The organism is Rhizobium phaseoli (genome assembly GCF_001664385.1).
GTDB classification, from domain to species: Bacteria; Pseudomonadota; Alphaproteobacteria; order Rhizobiales; family Rhizobiaceae; genus Rhizobium; species Rhizobium phaseoli.
Map to the genome: position 1 here is coordinate 906,753 of NZ_CP013536.1, position 16,873 is coordinate 923,625.

Annotated in this window: 14 protein-coding genes and 1 pseudogene; 10 read left to right on the forward strand and 5 right to left on the reverse strand. The window is 63.1% G+C overall.

Features of this window, described 5'->3' with window-relative positions; all coding sequences use genetic code 11:
* Positions 1-34: 34 nt before the first annotated feature.
* The 9 genes from AMC88_RS31405 to AMC88_RS33850 all read left to right on the forward strand — a co-directional run bounded on the left by AMC88_RS31405 (position 35) and on the right by AMC88_RS33850 (position 8,770).
* The gene (locus AMC88_RS31405; RefSeq protein ID WP_190311521.1) at positions 35-1,468 is read left to right on the forward strand and encodes an aldehyde dehydrogenase; all 1,434 of its coding nucleotides are present in this window, start codon (positions 35-37) and stop codon (positions 1,466-1,468) included.
* 66 nt (positions 1,469-1,534) lie between these two features.
* Positions 1,535-2,839 (forward strand): ABC transporter substrate-binding protein, encoded by a 1,305-nt coding sequence (locus AMC88_RS31410; RefSeq protein ID WP_064830303.1) that lies wholly within the window; start codon positions 1,535-1,537, stop codon positions 2,837-2,839.
* A gap of 6 nt (positions 2,840-2,845) precedes the next feature.
* On the forward strand, positions 2,846-3,598 hold the full coding sequence (locus AMC88_RS31415; RefSeq protein WP_064830304.1) for an ABC transporter ATP-binding protein: 753 nt from the start codon (positions 2,846-2,848) through the stop codon (positions 3,596-3,598).
* Positions 3,595-4,323, forward strand: a complete 729-nt coding sequence (locus tag AMC88_RS31420; RefSeq protein ID WP_004671441.1) for an ABC transporter ATP-binding protein — start codon at positions 3,595-3,597, stop codon at positions 4,321-4,323. Before AMC88_RS31415 ends, AMC88_RS31420 begins: the two co-directional genes overlap by 4 nt.
* Complete coding sequence (locus tag AMC88_RS31425; RefSeq protein WP_012490353.1) at positions 4,320-5,234, forward strand: branched-chain amino acid ABC transporter permease; 915 nt, start codon at positions 4,320-4,322, stop codon at positions 5,232-5,234. Before AMC88_RS31420 ends, AMC88_RS31425 begins: the two co-directional genes overlap by 4 nt.
* The gene (locus AMC88_RS31430; RefSeq protein ID WP_064830305.1) at positions 5,231-6,268 is read left to right on the forward strand and encodes a branched-chain amino acid ABC transporter permease; all 1,038 of its coding nucleotides are present in this window, start codon (positions 5,231-5,233) and stop codon (positions 6,266-6,268) included. Before AMC88_RS31425 ends, AMC88_RS31430 begins: the two co-directional genes overlap by 4 nt.
* A gap of 40 nt (positions 6,269-6,308) precedes the next feature.
* Positions 6,309-7,094, forward strand: coding sequence for a coniferyl-alcohol dehydrogenase (locus tag AMC88_RS31435; RefSeq protein ID WP_064830306.1), 786 nt, complete (start codon positions 6,309-6,311; stop codon positions 7,092-7,094).
* Positions 7,095-7,118: 24 nt separating this feature from the next.
* Entirely contained in the window at positions 7,119-8,564 is a 1,446-nt protein-coding gene (locus AMC88_RS31440) for an aldehyde dehydrogenase (RefSeq protein ID WP_064830307.1), read from the forward strand.
* A gap of 29 nt (positions 8,565-8,593) precedes the next feature.
* Positions 8,594-8,770: a hypothetical protein gene (locus AMC88_RS33850; RefSeq protein ID WP_167355303.1), complete on the forward strand. Its 177-nt coding sequence runs from the start codon at positions 8,594-8,596 to the stop codon at positions 8,768-8,770.
* 7 nt (positions 8,771-8,777) lie between these two features.
* On the opposite strand, the pseudogene AMC88_RS34775 reads toward AMC88_RS33850, so the two are convergent.
* The 4 genes and pseudogenes from AMC88_RS34775 to AMC88_RS31455 all read right to left on the reverse strand — a co-directional run.
* A pseudogene (locus AMC88_RS34775) lies at positions 8,778-8,864 on the reverse strand (nucleoside deaminase); the annotation flags it as partial.
* A gap of 163 nt (positions 8,865-9,027) precedes the next feature.
* Positions 9,028-11,457 (reverse strand): ImcF-related family protein, encoded by a 2,430-nt coding sequence (locus tag AMC88_RS31445; protein WP_064830327.1) that lies wholly within the window; start codon positions 11,455-11,457, stop codon positions 9,028-9,030.
* Positions 11,458-11,489: 32 nt separating this feature from the next.
* Positions 11,490-12,389: a M15 family metallopeptidase gene (locus tag AMC88_RS31450; protein ID WP_064820530.1), complete on the reverse strand. Its 900-nt coding sequence runs from the start codon at positions 12,387-12,389 to the stop codon at positions 11,490-11,492.
* 5 nt (positions 12,390-12,394) lie between these two features.
* Positions 12,395-13,165, reverse strand: a complete 771-nt coding sequence (locus AMC88_RS31455) for a PP2C family protein-serine/threonine phosphatase (RefSeq protein ID WP_064820531.1) — start codon at positions 13,163-13,165, stop codon at positions 12,395-12,397.
* Positions 13,166-13,285: 120 nt separating this feature from the next.
* Here AMC88_RS31455 and AMC88_RS31460 point away from each other — a divergent pair, with 120 nt between their 5' ends.
* Positions 13,286-14,026 carry an OmpA family protein gene (locus AMC88_RS31460; RefSeq protein ID WP_064820532.1) on the forward strand — a complete coding sequence of 247 codons (741 nt, stop codon included), beginning with the start codon at positions 13,286-13,288 and terminating at the stop codon, positions 14,024-14,026.
* A 33-nt stretch (positions 14,027-14,059) separates the two neighbouring features.
* On the opposite strand, the gene tssH is transcribed toward AMC88_RS31460, so the two are convergent.
* Positions 14,060-16,792 carry a type VI secretion system ATPase TssH gene (tssH, locus tag AMC88_RS31465; RefSeq protein WP_064820533.1) on the reverse strand — a complete coding sequence of 911 codons (2,733 nt, stop codon included), beginning with the start codon at positions 16,790-16,792 and terminating at the stop codon, positions 14,060-14,062.
* Between the last annotated feature and the right edge of the window lie 81 nt (positions 16,793-16,873).

A 16,873-nucleotide genomic window follows, 5' to 3' on the forward strand; every position in this document is an offset into this window, starting at 1 on the left:
ATGAACGGGGAAAACTGTGTTCTCGGCGAAGCTGATGATCAACAACGAGGCGGTGGATGCGGACGACGGGGCGACCTTCGAACGCATCGATCCGTTGACGGGCGACGTCGCGACGATCGCCTCGGCAGGCTCCCCCGCCGACATGGCAAGGGCGGCCAACGCTGCCGCGGCCGCCTTCCCGGACTGGTCGCAGACCGGCCCCGGCGAACGGAGGAGGCTGCTCAACGCCGCCGCCGATATTCTCGAAGCCCGCGCCCCCGAACTCATCGAAGCCATGACCGGCGAGACCGGCGCCACCACCCAATGGGCGGCGATCAATTGCGGCCTCGGCGCAGATATTTTTCGCGAGGCGGCGGCGATGACGACGCAAATCGCAGGCGAGCTCATTCCATCAGGCATTCCCGGAAGCATGGCCATGGCGGTGCGCCAGCCGGCCGGCGTCTGCGTCGGCATCGCGCCCTGGAACGCGCCGATCATCCTCGGCACCCGCGCCGTCGCCATGCCGCTTGCCTGCGGCAATACGGTCGTCCTCAAGGCCTCCGAACTCTGCCCGAAGACCCACGGGCTGGTCGGCGACGTCCTGCGCGACGCCGGCTTCCCGCGCGGCGTCGTCAATGTCGTCTCCAATGCCCCGGGCGATGCCGCCGCCGTCGTCGATGCGCTGATCGCCCATCCGGCCGTGCGCCGCATCAACTTCACCGGCTCCACCCGCGTCGGCCGGATTATCGCCGAAGCCTCGGCACGGCATCTGAAACGCTGCCTGCTCGAACTCGGCGGCAAGGCGCCGTTCATCGTGCTTGCCGACGCCGATATCGACGAGGCGGTCAGTGCCGCCGCTTTCGGCGCCTTCATGAACCAGGGCCAGATCTGCATGTCGACCGAGCGGATCATCCTGATGGACGAGATCGCCGACGGCTTCGTCGGCAAATTCAGGTCGAAGGCCGCAACGCTTATCGCCGGCAATCCCAAGGACGGCAATACGCCGCTCGGCACGCTGATCAACGCCGAGGCCGTGCGCCGTGTGCGGTCGCTGATCGACGACGCTCTCCAGAAAGGCGCCGTCCTCGTCTGCGGCGGCGAGGCGCATGGCACGCTGATGGATGCGACCGTCATCGATCAGGTGACGCCGGCCATGCGCATCTATCGCGAGGAGAGTTTCGGGCCGGTCGCGGCGATCATCCGCGTCGGCAGCGTCGACGAGGCGGTGACCGTTGCCAACGACAATGAATACGGGCTCTCGGCGGCCGTCTTCGGCGGTGATGTCAATTCCGCGCTCGCTGTCGCCATGCGGCTCGAATCCGGCATCTGCCACATCAACGAGGCGACCGTTTCCGACGAGCCGCAAATGCCGTTCGGCGGCGTCAAATCGAGCGGCTACGGCCGCTTCGGCGGCAAGGCCGCGATCGACGAATTCACCGAGCTTCGATGGGTCACCATCGCATCGGGAAAACATCAATACCCGATCTGAAGCCAGATCGGCCGGAAATGAACAGGAAACGGGCGGGAGGCCCGCACCAAGAGGGAGAACAATTTCATGAGCAGGACATTCAACACGGCGTCTCTCACGCGCCGCTCTTTCATCGCATCGGCCGCCGCAGGCAGCGCGGCGCTCGCGCTGTCCGGCCGCACGGCCTTCGCCGAGAGCGGCGACACGCTGAAGGTCGGCTTCATCAGCCCACGCACCGGTCCGCTCGGCGGCTTCGGCGAAACGGACGGCTATGTGCTCGATCTCGCACGCAAGGCGCTGGCGAACGGCCTGCAGGCCGGCGGCAAGACCTGGAAGGTTGATATCCTCGACCAGGACACCCAGTCCGATCCCTCGCGGGCCGGGCAACTGGCGAAGGAGCTGATCAACAACCGGGCGACCGACCTGATGCTCGCCGTCTCCACGCCCGAAACGATCAATCCGGTGGCCGACGCCTGCGAGGCGGCCGGCGTGCCGTGCCTTTCGACCGTCATGCCGTGGGAGGCCTGGTATTTCGGCCGCGGCGCCAAGCCCGGCGCACCCTCGCCTTTCAAATGGACCTATCATTTCGGCTTCGGCGTCGAAGAGTTCCACAAGGCCTATGTTTCGCAGTGGAGCCTGATCGAGACCAACAAGAAGGTCGGCGTCATGTATCCCAACGATGCCGACGGCAATGCGATCCGCGCCCATCTGGCGCCCGCCCTCGCCAAGGCGGGCTTCACCATCGTCGATCCCGGTGCCTATGAAACCGGCACCACCGATTTCTCGGCACAGATCGCCCTCTTCCGGCAGGAGGGCGTCGAGATCTTCAACTCCTTCCCCATCCCGCCCGACTTCGCCGCCTTCTGGCGCCAGGCCGCCCAGCAGGGCCTCACCCAGCAGATCAAGATCTGCCAGGTCGCCAAAACAGGACTGTTTCCTTCCGATATCGAGGCGCTCGGCGATCTCGGCATGAACATCGGCAGCGCCGCCTATTGGCACAAGGCCTTCCCCTACAAATCGACGCTGACCGGCGTCTCGGGAACCGAGCTTGCCGACGGCTATGAAGCGGCAAGCGGCAAGCAGTGGACGCAGCAGCTCGGCGCCAGCCTCGCGCTTCTCGATGCCGGCTTCGACGCGCTGAAGGCGAGCAGCGACGCCAAGAACAAGGCTGCCGTCGCCAAGGCGATTGCCACGCTGAAAACGACCACGATCGCCGGCAAGGTCGATTTCACCAGCGGTCCGGTCGCCAATGTCTCGCCCGGACCGATCATCGGCACGCAATGGGTAAAAGCGGCCGAGGGCTCGAAATTCGCGCTCGACTATGTCGTCACCGAAAACGCCACCGATCCCAACGTCCCGGTCGGCGCCACGCTCATCGCCTACAACGGATAACGCACGGTGCAGCAGCAAACCCAAAATCGGCCGGGAGGAGCCTTTCTCTCGGCGAACGGAATCCACAAGCGGTTCGGCGCGCTCGTGGTGCTGGAAGATCTCGATTTTTCCATGGGCGATGGCGACGCGGTCGGCATCGTCGGGCCGAATGGCGCCGGCAAGACGACGCTGCTCTCCGTGCTCGCCGGCGCCTTCCCGCCGAGCGCTGGCACGATTACCTTCGATGGCGCCGACGTGACCAGCCGGACAGCGGCGGAGCGCTGCCGCTCGGGGCTGGTGCGCACTCATCAGATCCCGAAACCCTTCAGCGGCATGACGACTTTCGAAAACGTCTTCGTCGCCGCCTCCCATGGCAATGCCGGAAGCCGCGACGAAGCCTATGAGCGGGTGGTGGATTCGCTTTCGCTCTGCGGCATGCTCGGCGTCGCCAACCGCCCGGCCGATACGCTCGGCCTGCTCGATCGCAAACGCCTGGAGCTTGCCCGCGCGCTTGCCACGCAGCCGCGGCTGCTGCTGCTCGACGAGATCGGCGGCGGGCTGACCGATGGCGAAGCGAGCGAACTGGTGGAAACCATTCTCGAATTGCGCCGCCGCGGCATCGGCATCGTCTGGATCGAGCATATCGTCCATATCCTGCTGCAGGTGGCCGAACGGCTGATCTGCATGGATGCCGGCCGGATCATCGCCGATGGCGAGCCGAAAGCGGTCATGAGCAACGCCGAAGTCGTCAAGGCCTATCTTGGAGGAACGCCGGCATGAGCCTTCTCTCCATCCGCAACCTCGACGTCCGCCACGGCCTGCTGCAGGCGGTGCGCGGTGTCAGCTTCGATATCGCCAAGGGTGAGGTGCTGGCGCTGGTCGGCGCCAACGGCGCGGGCAAGACGACGCTGCTTCGATCGATCGCCGGCGCTCACCTGCCCGCCTCTGGCGAGATCCTTCTCGACGGCGAGGATCTTGCCGCCATCCCTTCCCACAAGCGGATCGCCAGGGGCATCGCCCTGGTGCCGGAAGGCCGGCGCCTGTTTTCGCAGATGACCGTCGAGGAGAACCTGCTTCTCGGAAAGAGCTGCGGGCGCAAGGGCGAATGGAGCGTCGACCGCGTCCTCGACGCCTTTCCGAACCTGAAGCCTCGCCGCCACGCCAAGACAGGGCACCTCTCCGGCGGCGAGCAGCAGGCGACCGCCATCGGCCGGGCGCTGATGAGCAACCCCGACATCCTGCTGCTGGACGAGGTCTCGCTCGGGCTTTCGCCGCTCGTCGTCGACCGCGTCTATGCTCAGCTGCAAGCCCTGCTCACATCGGGGACGACGATCGTGCTCGTCGAGCAGGATCTCGCCCGCGCCATGAGTGTCGCAAGCCGCGTCATCTGCATGCTGGAAGGACGCATCGTGCTCGACAGGCCGGCGGCGGCCGTCACCCGCGAGCACGTCACCCAGGCCTATTTCGGATTGCACCGGGCCGCCGGCGAGAGGAGCGCATCATGATCAATTCCCTGCTCCAGGGCATCCTGCTCGGCGGCTATTACGCCGTCATCGCCTGCGGACTGTCCTTCATGTTTTCGGTCATGCGGATCATCAATCTCGCGCATGGCAGCCTGGCGATCGCTGCCGCCTATGGATTGTGGCTGCTCGCCGCCAAAGCCGGCATTCCGCCTTTCGCCGGATTGCTGATCGTGCTGCCCACCATGGCGGTCTTCGGCTGGCTGCTGCAGCGCTTCATCCTGGAACGTAGCGCCCGCGGCGGCACGCTCTTGCCGATCCTGACGACCTTCGGCCTGTCGATCGTCATCGACAACCTGCTGTTCGAACAGTTCGGCGCCGACACGCGCTCGCTCGCGCCCTTCATTGGCAATCTCTCTTATGCGTCGTGGCAGCTGCCGGGCCATATCTTCGTCGGCAAGCTCGCCGTCATGATGATGGTAACGGCGATCCTCCTTCTCGGCGCTCTGCAATTCTTCCTCAGCCGCTTTGCGCTCGGCCGCGCCATCCGCGCCACGGCCGAAGATCCCGATACGGCAGGGCTCGTCGGCATCGATGCACGTCGGGTAAATGCCGTCGCCACGGCAATCACCATGGTCACGATCGGGATCGCCGGCGCCTTTCTCGGCATGCGGGCGACCTTCAGCCCCTATGCGGGCGGGCCGCAGCTGCTCTTCGCCTTCGAGACGGCGGTGATCGGCGGCTCCGGATCGCTCTGGGGCACGCTTGCCGGCGGCATCGTCCTCGGGCTTGCCCAATCGCTCGGCGCGCAGCTGCATCCGCAAGGCTTCCTGATCGGCGGCCATGCCGTGTTCCTGCTCGTGCTTTTCATCAGGCTGTCCCGGTCGGGCATGCCCCTCCTCGATAAACTCGGCGCATTTCTAAAACCCCGCGCGCGTCTCCGGAGCCCGACATGACCTCCCATACGACCTTCGCCTCCCATGGCATGTCGATCGAACGCTGGACGAAATCGTCGCGAGTGGCGCTCGGCTCGATGGCCGCAATGCTTGCCTTGCTGGCGCTCGCCCCCGCCATCCTCGGCGCCGGTGCGATCGACCGGATGACGGCACTGTTCATTTATGTGGTCCTTGCCGCCATGTGGAATGCGCTCGCCGGTTTCGGCGGCCTCGTCTCGGTCGGCCAGCAGGTGTTTTTCGGCCTCGGCGCCTATTTTACCATTCGCCTTGCCGATGCCGGCCTCGATCCCTTCGTCTCGGTCTTTGCCGCCGCGGTGGTGACCGGCGCGCTGTCGATCCCGCTTTCGCTGTTCATGCTGCGGCTGAAGGGCGGCGAATTCGCGATCGGCATGTGGGTCGTCGCCGAACTCGCCCACCTGCTCGTCAATCTCGACCGGTTGATCCAGGGCGAAACGGGAACCTCGCTGATCTCGCTCAACCTCTATGACAGCGGCATGCGGCGGGCGGCGATCTATTGGCTGGCGCTCGCGTCCATGGCCGCCCTGCTCGGCGCGCTCTTCATGCTGATGCGAAGCCGTGCGGGCGCGGCGATGCAGGCGATCCGTGACAATGAGGAGGCGGCGACCTCGGTCGGCGTGCGGGTCACCGCAACCAAACGGCTGCTCTTCGTGCTCGCCGCCTTCGGCATCGCCGTTGCCGGCGGCCTGTGGCTTGCAACCGCCACGACCTTCCAGCCAAAGACCTATTTCAGCGTCCAGTGGACCGCTTACATGATCTTCATGGTGCTGGTCGGCGGCATCGGCAAGTTCGAAGGCGCGATCCTCGGCGCCATCCTGTTCTTCGTCATCGAGACCTTCTTCGGCGGTACCGGCGTCTGGTATCTGATCGGCCTCGGCGCCACCGCTCTGATCTTCTCCCTCTACCTGCCGCGCGGGCTCTGGGGCGAAATCGAACGCCGCTTCGATTTCCAGCTTCTGCCCGTCGGCTATCGGCTGAAACTTCCCGGACCGACCAAGATCAAATGGGAAGAATGAGCCTGCTTGCCTCCAGTTCCTCTTGTGAAAGGTGACATTCATGCTTTTTGGTAAAACGATCCTGGTAACAGGTGTAGCGTCCGGCATCGGCGCGCGCACGGCGCAACTGGCCAGCCAGATGGGCGCCGATGTGATCGGTATCGACGTGCGCGAACCCACCAATGGGAACGCCGCCTTCATCCGGGGCGATCTGTCCACGCCATCGGGCGTTGCCGAGATCGTAGCACGGCTTCCGCAGCGTCTCGACGCACTCGCCAACGTCGCCGGCCTTTCCGGCAATACCGGCGTCGTCTCGACGCTCGCCGTCAATTTCTACGGCCTTCGCGCCCTGTCGGAAGCCGTGGCACCACGACTGCGCGAGGGCGGCGCCATCGTCAACGTCGCCTCGATTGCCGGCTATGGCTGGCGCGCCAATCTCGAGCGGGCAAAGATCCTGACCGGCATTGAAGGCTTTCCCGATGTCTCGGCGGTCGCCGCCGAACACGGCCTCAGGGACGAGGAAGGCTATCCGCTGTCCAAGGAACTGCTGCTGCTCTGGACCATGCGCGCCGCGCACGACCCTCTATTCAAGGCGCGTGGTATCCGCGTCAATGCGGTGAGCCCGGGACCGGTGGAAACGCCGATCCTCAAGCAGTTCCGCGCCGTGCTCGGCGATGCCAGGGTCGACAGCGACATCACCCGCGTCGGCCGCGCGGGTACCGCCGCCGATATCGCGCCCGCGGTTCTGTTCCTCTGCTCGGATGGCGCACGCTGGATCAACGGCGCCAATCTTGCCGCAGACGGCGGCCTCGAAGCATCCATCAATGCCGAAGTGCTCGGCTTCTAGTTCTTTCCTTCAGGAGATCTCGTCATGAATATTTCCCTTCTCATCAACGGCGCCGACCGCGCAGCCGCCGACGGCCGCACCTATGATCGTCTCGATCCCTTTACCGAAAAGCTCGCGAGCCGCGCCGCCGCCGCAAGCCTGGAGGATGTCGCCGCCGCCGTCGACGCCGCCTCCACCGCCTTCACCACCTGGTCGAAAACCGGGCCCAGCCAGCGCCGCGCGATCCTGATGAAGGCGGCCGATATCATGGATGCCAAGGTCGGCGAATTCACCCGGCTGATGATCGAGGAGACGGGTGCGACTGCGCCCTGGGCCGGCTTCAACGTCATGCTCGCCGCCAATATCCTGCGCGAGGCAGGCGCCATGACGACGCAGATATCAGGCGAAATCATTCCTTCCGACAAGCCCGGCGCGCTTGCCATGGGCGTTCGCCAGGCCGCCGGTGTGTGTCTGGCGATCGCGCCCTGGAACGCACCGGTCATTCTCGCCACCCGGGCCATCGCCATGCCGATCGCCTGCGGCAACTCGGTCATCCTCAAGGCATCGGAACAGTGCCCCGGCACGCACCGGCTGATCGCCACCGTGCTGACCGAGGCCGGCCTGCCGGCTGGCGTCATCAATGTTCTGACCAACGCACCGGAAGACGCGCCCGAGATCGTCACCGCACTGATCGCCCATCCCACTGTCAGGCGTGTCAACTTCACCGGTTCGACCAAGGTCGGCAGGATCATTGCCGAGACCTGCGGCAAATATCTCAAGCCCGCCCTTCTCGAACTCGGCGGCAAGGCGCCGCTTGTGATCCTCGACGACGCCGATCTCGACGGTGCCGTCAATGCCGCCGTCTTCGGCGCCTTCATGCATCAGGGGCAGATCTGCATGTCGACCGAGCGGATCATCGTCGACGAGACGATCGCCGACGCGTTCGTCGCCAGGCTGGCCGCCCGCGCCAGCCAGTTGCCAGCCGGCGACCCGCGCGGCCACGTCGTGCTCGGCTCGCTGATCAGCCTCGATGCCGCCAGGAAAATGGAAGAGCTGATCGCCGACGCAACGGAAAAAGGCGCAAAACTCGTGGCCGGCGGCAAGCGCTCGGGCACCGTGGTCGAGGCGACACTGCTCGATCACGTCACACCTGACATGCGCGTTTATGCGGAAGAATCCTTCGGGCCGGTGAAGCCGATCATTCGCGTCTCCGGCGAAGAGGAAGCGATCCGTATTGCCAACGACACCGAATACGGCCTGTCATCCGCCGTCTTCAGCCGCAACGTGCAGCGGGCCATGGCGGTTGCCGCACGGATCGAATCCGGCATCTGCCACATCAACGGCCCGACGGTGCATGACGAGGCGCAAATGCCCTTCGGCGGCGTAAAGGGCAGCGGCTACGGCCGTTTCGGCGGCAAGGCCGCGATCGCCGAATTCACAGACCTTCGCTGGATCACGGTCGAGGATTCCGCCCAGCATTATCCCTTCTGACCGTCGCAGCATCGCCGACGGGGCATGCCATGACCGCGATTGCGGCCATGGCGCCCCGGCCAAAGGTCGGCGCTGTTCGCAGCCAGATGAGCGACCACAAGGGCGTCCGTATTGTATTCGGCGCATCGCCCCGCTACGACAGATGCGCCCGGTCCTTCTTCCGGGCCATCTGCATCGCAGCCGTCATTTTCTGGTCTGATCAATGAGCCTGGCTTAAACCTTGCCCAGATGCTTCGGCCAGAATTCCTGGTGGACTTTGGCGGCCTCGTCTTCGACATTCGTCGGGTCGACCACTGTGACGCCGGTCCTGGCATGCCAGTGGAAGCGCTCGCGTCTTACGGCAAACAAGAGGCAAGGCAAGACCTTGGCTGATCAGGACTCGCAACATCCGTGATCCGCAGCATCCCGGAGGCATACGTGAATTCATTAGGCGAGTGCGTCCGCCTCTAAATCCTTGGTGACGTCAGAGGCTCGATGGACATGTCAGTTCCCGCATCAGGATGCGCACGGAGACAGGGTTGGCAGGCTCGGCGAACGACATCTGCAGGTAGGCGCGTGCGCCGGTTGCCCGCACGTCTATGAGAAAACGCCGGCCGCCGTCGCGTGGCCGCAAGCGCGACCCGTCCAGAAATCGCAGCAGGCCCCACGGCCCGGGCGTGCTCTTCTTCTCAACCGCACTGCCGCTGTCGAAGGAGATCTCGAAGCCGCGTGATGGCAGATCGCCCGGCCAGTTAAAGGACACCGCCCCGCCTGATGTGGTAACCGGCGCGCGAGCGCCGCCGATTGAGATGGTAGCCGCACCGCGTTGCGCAAGTGCCTCCAGCAACACAGGAAGACGCGGCGCGTTTCCCTGGCGAAAGAGCGCGTCGCCGATCGCGGAAGCTTTCTGAAAGAATGTCGCACTTTCGGGCGCGTAACCAGAAAGCCGTGCTCCCGGTTTCCAGCGCCACGGCGTCGTTGATATATCCATCAAAGGCGCCAGTTGCGTCCGGAAATAGGTCTCCACGAGACCATTGGGCGCAAAAATGCGCGCGACTTCAGCCAGATCCGCATCCGACCCGTCAAAGAACGGATAGTGGCCTGCGACAGCAGCCTGGCAGGCCGTCGCGATCTCGCCCCAAGCCCCTGACGGCTTTGCCGTCGGGACGGGATCTTCGGCCTTTTCTACCGGCTTTGGAGATGCCGTCTGCGAGATCACGTCTTCGACCATTTGGACGACGAGGAGCGGCGCCTGCTGCAGGGCGACGACGGAGTTCGCACGCTCCTGTGCGTCCATCAGCGACTTTTTGCCGATATCGGAATTTCCGTCGAGAAAGGCAAGCGCGACATTCAGCGACACGAAAAGTCGGGAGATTTCCGACATGCGACCCTGCTCCACGAATTGGATGGCAGGTCCGAGTGTTGCGGCAATTCGAAGCTGGTTCGCGTGGCTGCGGCTGCGGTCGGTGCCGCCCGCCTGACGCCATACCTCGCGAATCAGCGCCGAGAGCGGCGAGTTAGACGCGCTGAGCACGCCGCTGACAATAACCGCACTCGGTTGGTCCGTGAATGGCCTGACGCGAAGATCGCCGAGGTACCGAGACCATGTCTCCAGGGTTCGCTTCTGAAGCAGGTCCATAACTGCATCGGCGCTTGTCTCGCCTCCGGCGTGCAGGAGGCTGGCAGTTTCGGACTTCGCCTTCCCGATCGCCTCTTCTGCAGCGCCGGAGCGCGCGTAAGCCCATCCTGCCTCAGTGTAAAGACCAGGCACGGCTTGCTCGATGGGCAGTCCGGACCTGCGAATCAGGATCTTGTCGAGGCCAGGTGCTGCCTGCCCGAGGGACCAGCCAGGCAGGCCCGCAGTTTTCTCGGCCCGGGCGAGTTCCAGCATGGCGCGCTCGTTTGCCAAGCCCTCTGAAGCAAACTGTCTGGCTTGAGCGATTGCTTCAGGATCCGGCTCTTCAAGATCTGCTGGAGGCCCGGACATGGCAGCGACATGCATTGCCATGCCGGCAAGTTCGGGAAATGTCTGAGTGCGATCTTCGATCCAGCCCGCCAGGAACCGCGGTTGCCAGTCCGATGTGCCCTTCAAGATAGACCAGGCACGCAGCGAATCGTAAAGTGCAGTTGCCTCGCCTTCCGTGGCGAGAGCAACACCAAGGGCCTCGGCAAGCGGGCCGCTGGCCAGGGCGTCGACGGCTTGGCCATAGCGTCGGCGTGCGGCCTCTGCCGGATCAAAAATCCTTAAATGATGAATGAGACCAAGGGGGGAACGCTGCGCATCCGCCTCAACAAGCCGAACGCCTGCAAGGAATGCGTCGAGTTGGGCTGCGCGGGCTGCCGGTTTTGCCGTGCGTCCTGCTTCTACGACACGTGCGACATCGGGCAGCTGCGACAAAAGCCGCTCACGAAACCGCCATTCGGCCCATCCGGCCCATACCACCAGAACTGCCAGGAAGATGCCGATCACAAGAGCAGCAAGACCGCGATCGGTTTTGTGCTGCGTGCGAGATAGAAGCGCTGCCTGGACGGCGTCGTTACAGTGGCCGAGGAAGCGGGCGAGATCCCGGCGTGCAGGCCCTGCTTTCGCTGCCGCCCTCGCCCGTTCGGCAAGGGTGCTGGCCGCCATAACGCCCCCGATTGGAAGAGCAGCGGCAAGCGCGCGCTCCCATTTTCGGATCGGCAATGCCGGATTGTTGCGTGCTCGCGCATCAACCAAAGCGACAAGGGCATCGCGGGCATCCAGGAGCCAGTCGGGGGGAACTTTCCTGCGTCGTGCTTCCGTCTCGAAGGCGGCGACGAGGGTCCGTGCCATGGCCGCAAGCTCGCGTGGATCTGGATTCTTTTCGCTTTCGGCACGTCTTGCAAGATCCAGCAGCGGCTGCGCCAGTGCGGCGAGCACATCTGCTTGCATCGTGGCTGGCCCCGGCGGTTCGAAAACGCCCTTCACAGCTTGCCCTCGGCCGCCCATTTTCGCAGCAGCGCCTCGCCTACCTCGAAATGCATGGAATCTTCGCGGCTATAGCCCGCCCCCCAATACCAGCCAGCATCATTGAAGAACTCCGCAAGCACCACGAGCCCGAATTGCGTGCTGTTATCGCCCATGTTGTCGAGGTTCTTCTTGAGCGTCAGGTCGACGGCCGCCCCCCATGCATGGGAGGACACCGACTTCGCCGACCCCCGTACATACCGCGCACAGAGGGCCCCCGCGGTGCCGATAGCAGCATAGATGTCGGGCTCTTCTTTTTTCAAGCGCGCCATGATCTGCTCAAGCGAGTCGAGCGCTGGCCTGATCATGGTCAGACGAATGCCGCCGATGTCGCGGGTGTCGAGTGCATGCAGCAATTTCGGATTGGTGACCGGTTCACAGCTGGTCGAATAGGTGCTTCTCGGTTCGCCCAATATCTGTCGCAACACGGCCGGGGTCGGGCGTATGACATTCTCGTTGAACCGCTTCTTGGCCAGTTGCATCGGTTCAGTCAGATCACCTTCTTCCTCACGCGGTGCCATACCGCCGAACTGGTCCGTGAAGAGGGGGGAAGGGCCGGCCTGCTGGACGGTCTGCGGATTGGTGACAGGCTCTGTCCGAACAGGCTCGGCTTGTGGAGCTTTTTCCAACTCCGTCACCCTGCCGCCGACGTCCGCCATCTGACCCTTGAGGCCGTTCAATTCAGACCGCAACCCCCGAATTTCACTGTCCTGCTGGGCAAGTTGCTGTGTGAGCCGATCTATCTTGCCGGCATTCGGATCACGCTCCGTATCTTGCAAGAGGTTTCCGACAAACGCAAAGATGATGGCCGCGAGAATGATGCTCATGCCGATGACGACGGCCGCGATGGCATTCATTTGCCTCAAGATATCGCAGCTCCATCAATCCGGACGACAATCACCGAGACGTTGTCCGGGGCACCGTTATCGAGAGCAGCGTCGATCAATCGCTGACAGGTCGCCGCCGGCGTTGAAAGGGCGTTCGTAAGGGCAGCGATCTCGGCGTCCGCCACACAGTCGGTTAGCCCGTCGGAGCAAAGAATGAGGACATCCCCCGGGTAAACCGAAACTTCAGCGGTTTCGACGACAAGATGATCGGACGCTCCAATTGCGCGTGTTACAACATGCGCTTGCGGGTGCTGCCAGGCCGCCGCGGGAGAAAGGCGCCCATCGTCGAGAAGCTCCTGCACGACCGAATGATCGCGCGTCAGCTGTAGCAATTCCCGATCCCGCCAGCGATAGGCACGGCTGTCGCCGGCCCATGCAAGCGAAAGAGCACTGCCCTGCAGAAGTGCGGCCACCACGGTTGCACCCATCTGTGCCACGTCGGCCGAGGTTGCCCATCGCCGAATGGCGGAATTGGCAGCCTCGAGCGCGCCCACCAGATCGGCGCTTGAAATTGGCTCATGGGGAAGCAGGGCTAGATGCTCGATCACCAGGCCAGCCGCTACGTCGCCGTGCCCGTAGCCACCCATACCGTCGGCAACGGCCCAAAGCACGCCTGTGGGATCGATGAGTATTGCGTCCTCGTTGCGTTTGCGAACATGACCCGTGTGGCTCAGCCCGGCCCCTTGCGGCCTGCCCCGCCACTTCGGCACGCGCGTCGAGGGACTCTCGGGATACTCCGGGGTCATGACCGGAAGAACCTCATCATTCGCTCCGCCGTGAGGACCGCCATGGAAGCGGTTGCACCCACGATCATCCTATAGTAATTTTTTGACCAGGCGAAACATTTTTGCCGAGAGGAACCTAAAATGAAGCGCCTGCTGACTGTGAAGCTGCTGGTGTCTCTCGCTTTAGTCTTCACGCTACAAAGTGGATTGCGTGCACAGGAACTGGATGAGACGGCGCTCAAGGAACGTTTCCAGAGACAAATGGAATTGTTCAAGGCCGCCAAGCTGGGGCCGTCACGCGGCCTCGTGCTGACCAATTCCGGGCCTGCGCCGGAGGCGACGCCACTGCCGATCGCCACGCCCGAGACCACGCCGACCAAGGTCGGCTCCACTCAAGCGAGCAGCAATCCTGAGGCTTCGGCAAATCCGGCTAAACAGGAAACTGTCGGGGTCAGTCCGACCCCGGGAAACGGGCCGGCCGAGACAGCACCAACAACTGCAGCAGCGACGATAACAACACCCCAGACATATTGGAAACTGCCCGACGATGATCAGGTTAACTACCGGGTGCAGTTTGCCTTCGATTCCTCCGCGATCGCACCCAAGCAAAAGCCGATGCTGCAGAAGCTCTGCAGTGTGGTGAAGGAAATGGACATTAAGCTCATTCGCATTGTCGGCCACACCGACGCCTCCGGTGGAGCCCGGTACAATCAGAATCTCTCCATGCTGCGGGCAAGGGAAGTGGCGCGCTTCTTCACGGAGGATTGCCATATTCCTCCTGAACGCCTCGAGGCTGTCGGTGTTGGCGAGCAATTTCCGCTCGATCCACAAAAGCCGAAAGCTGACGAGAACCGACGTGTCGAATTCCAGGCCGTCAGCTAAAGGCAGACAGCAGGCACAAATGCCATCTAAGCGCTATTCAAAAGCGTAGGTGAAGCCTTCCGCAGATGCTCCGACCGTCGCCTTCGTCAGGCGTCTGCCATCCAGCGCCCAGTTCAATATGCCGGTGCTGAGGGCCGGCAGAAGCGTGTTGGTCAAGATCGCATCGATCATGCGACCGCCCGACTCGACTTCGGTACAGCGCGCCTTGACCAAGTCGATAACGCCCTCGCCTATGATCAGTTCGGCGTTATGGCTCCTACGCAGCCGCTGCGCGATCTTCGCAAAATTTGCCTGAGCGATTGCTTCGATCATGGAATCCGAGAGAGGATAATAGGGCACAACGATGACGCGCCCGAGGAAGGCGGCGGGGAACACCTGCAGCAACGGTGTGCGCAATGCAGCTTCGAGTTCTTCGATCGGCGTGCGGGAGACCCCGTTGCCGGTCAGCCTCATGATGACATCCGAACCGACATTGGAGGTCAGCAATATAAGTGTATTCCTAAAATCAATCCGTCGACCCTCACTGTCGTCCATCATTCCCTTGTCGAAGACCTGAAAGAAAATCTCGTGGACATCGGGATGCGCTTTTTCGACCTCGTCGAGCAATATGACGGAATAGGGCCTGCGGCGCACGGCCTCGGTCAGAATACCTCCCTTGCCATAACCGACATAGCCGGGGGGTGCTCCCTTCAGCGTCGAAACCGTATGGGCTTCCTGAAATTCCGACATGTTGATGGAGATCAGGTTCTGTTCGCCGCCGTATAATGCTTCGGCAAGGGCAAGCGCCGTTTCCGTCTTGCCGACACCGGACGGTCCACAAAGCAGGAAAACGCCAACCGGCTTTTCCGGCGACCCCAGTCCCGCGCGGCTGGTCCGGACGCGGCGTGCGATCGCTTCCATGGCAAGGTCCTGGCCGACAACGCGTTCGCCGAGAATTCCGGCGAGCTTGAGGGCTCTTTCCGTCTGGCCCGCGAGCATTCGCCCGACGGGGATACCGGTCCAATCCTTTACCACCGATGCGACCGCGTTGCGGTCTACCGACAGCAGCATCAAGGGCGTTTCGCCCTGCATTTCGGCGAGTTCCTGCGTCATTGCCTTAAGGCGCGCAAGGTCGGCATTTCCATCGGGAGCTTCGTTTTCGCCCTCAAGGGTCGCTGAAAGAATTCCATTGGGGACCGTCGCAATGGGCGCATTATCGCCCTGTTGCGACAACGCCGCATCGAGGGGAACTCCCTCGCTGCGCAGCCTGGCCCGCAGGTCGAGAATATCAGACACCAGCGAACGTTCCTTTTCCCAGCGGGCTTGCGCCTCCGCTAGGGCCGTCTCCACCTCGCCAAGGGCGTTGTCGACGCGAGCTTGACGCTCCGCAACCTCGATGCCGATCGACCTTTCGCGGCCGATAATCCCCTGCTCGATCTCGAGAGCCTGCTTGCGTCGCAGAAGATCTTCAACCTCGGCCGGCGTCGCATGCTGAGATACCGCCACGCGCGCGCAAGCGGTATCGAGCAAACTGACTGCCTTGTCGGGCAACTGGCGGGCCGGAATGTAGCGATGTGAAAGGCTGACCGCCGTTTCGATCGCCTCGTCGAGGATCTGAACCTGATGGTGTTTCTCGAGCGTGCCTGCCACGCCACGCAGCATGAGAACGGCGCTTTCTTCGCTGGGTTCCTCGATCTTGACCACTTGGAAGCGCCGAGTCAGCGCCGGGTCTTTTTCGATGTGCTGTTTATACTCCGCCCATGTTGTGGCGGCGATCGTGCGAAGCTCGCCGCGCGCCAATGCTGGCTTCAAAAGATTTGCGGCGTCTCCCGTTCCAGCAGCCCCACCCGCTCCGATCAGCGTATGCGCTTCGTCGATGAAGAGGATGATCGGCGTTTCCGATGACTGCACCTCGTCAATCACCATCTTGAGGCGCTTTTCGAACTCGCCTTTGACGCTCGCTCCGGCCTGCATCAGGCCAACATCCAGCATGTGGAGCGCGACCCCTTTGAGCGGCGGCGGCACGTCTTCTGCCGCAAGGCGAAGCGCAAAGCCTTCAACGACCGCGGTCTTGCCGACCCCGGCCTCGCCCGTCAGGATCGGGTTGTTCTGCCGTCGGCGCATGAGAATATCGACGATCTGGCGAATTTCCGGATCGCGACCGACAACCGGATCGATCTTTCCTTCTCGAGCACGGCTCGTCAGATCAGTCGCATATTTGGCCAAAGCGGACTCGCCGCCAGCCGGTCGTTCCTTTCGCACCGGTTGTCCAGCTTCGCGCCGGCCTCTATTCTCAAGCGATTGCGAGAGTACGTCGTCGAGGCGAGCAAGGACGGAATCGGCTTCGATCCGGTCGAACTCACTGCTGATCTTCAACAGCAAGCCATCAAGCACCGGCACCTTTCTACAGGCCAGAAGGACGTAGGCGCCGCGCACCTCTTCCGAGCCGAATTGAAGACTTCCGAGACTCCAGGCCTCCTGGACAGCGTGGAATATGTGGTCTGAGAACTCTTCAATAGACGTCGCGCCATAGGGCAGCTTGTCGATCGACCGCGCCAAGTCGGCTGCAAGGCGGCCGAGATCCACGCCGGCATCGGCGAGGATCAGCTGGAAATCCGCTCGGTCGACCAGCGCCAGTTGCTCGATCCAATGCACGAGTTCGACATAGGGATTGCCGCGAAGCTTGGCGGCGTCGGCTGCCGCCCTGAATGCACGCAGACAGATTGGATCGAGCTTGCCGACGAGTTCCTTACGTTTGAAGCTGTGAGAAGACACGTTCTGCTGCATGCCGTTCGGGCTCCTGCCAGGTGCTCGTGAATGAACGAGCCTAGTCTTCAATCTCAATGGCAAACTGCCATATTATAGTGT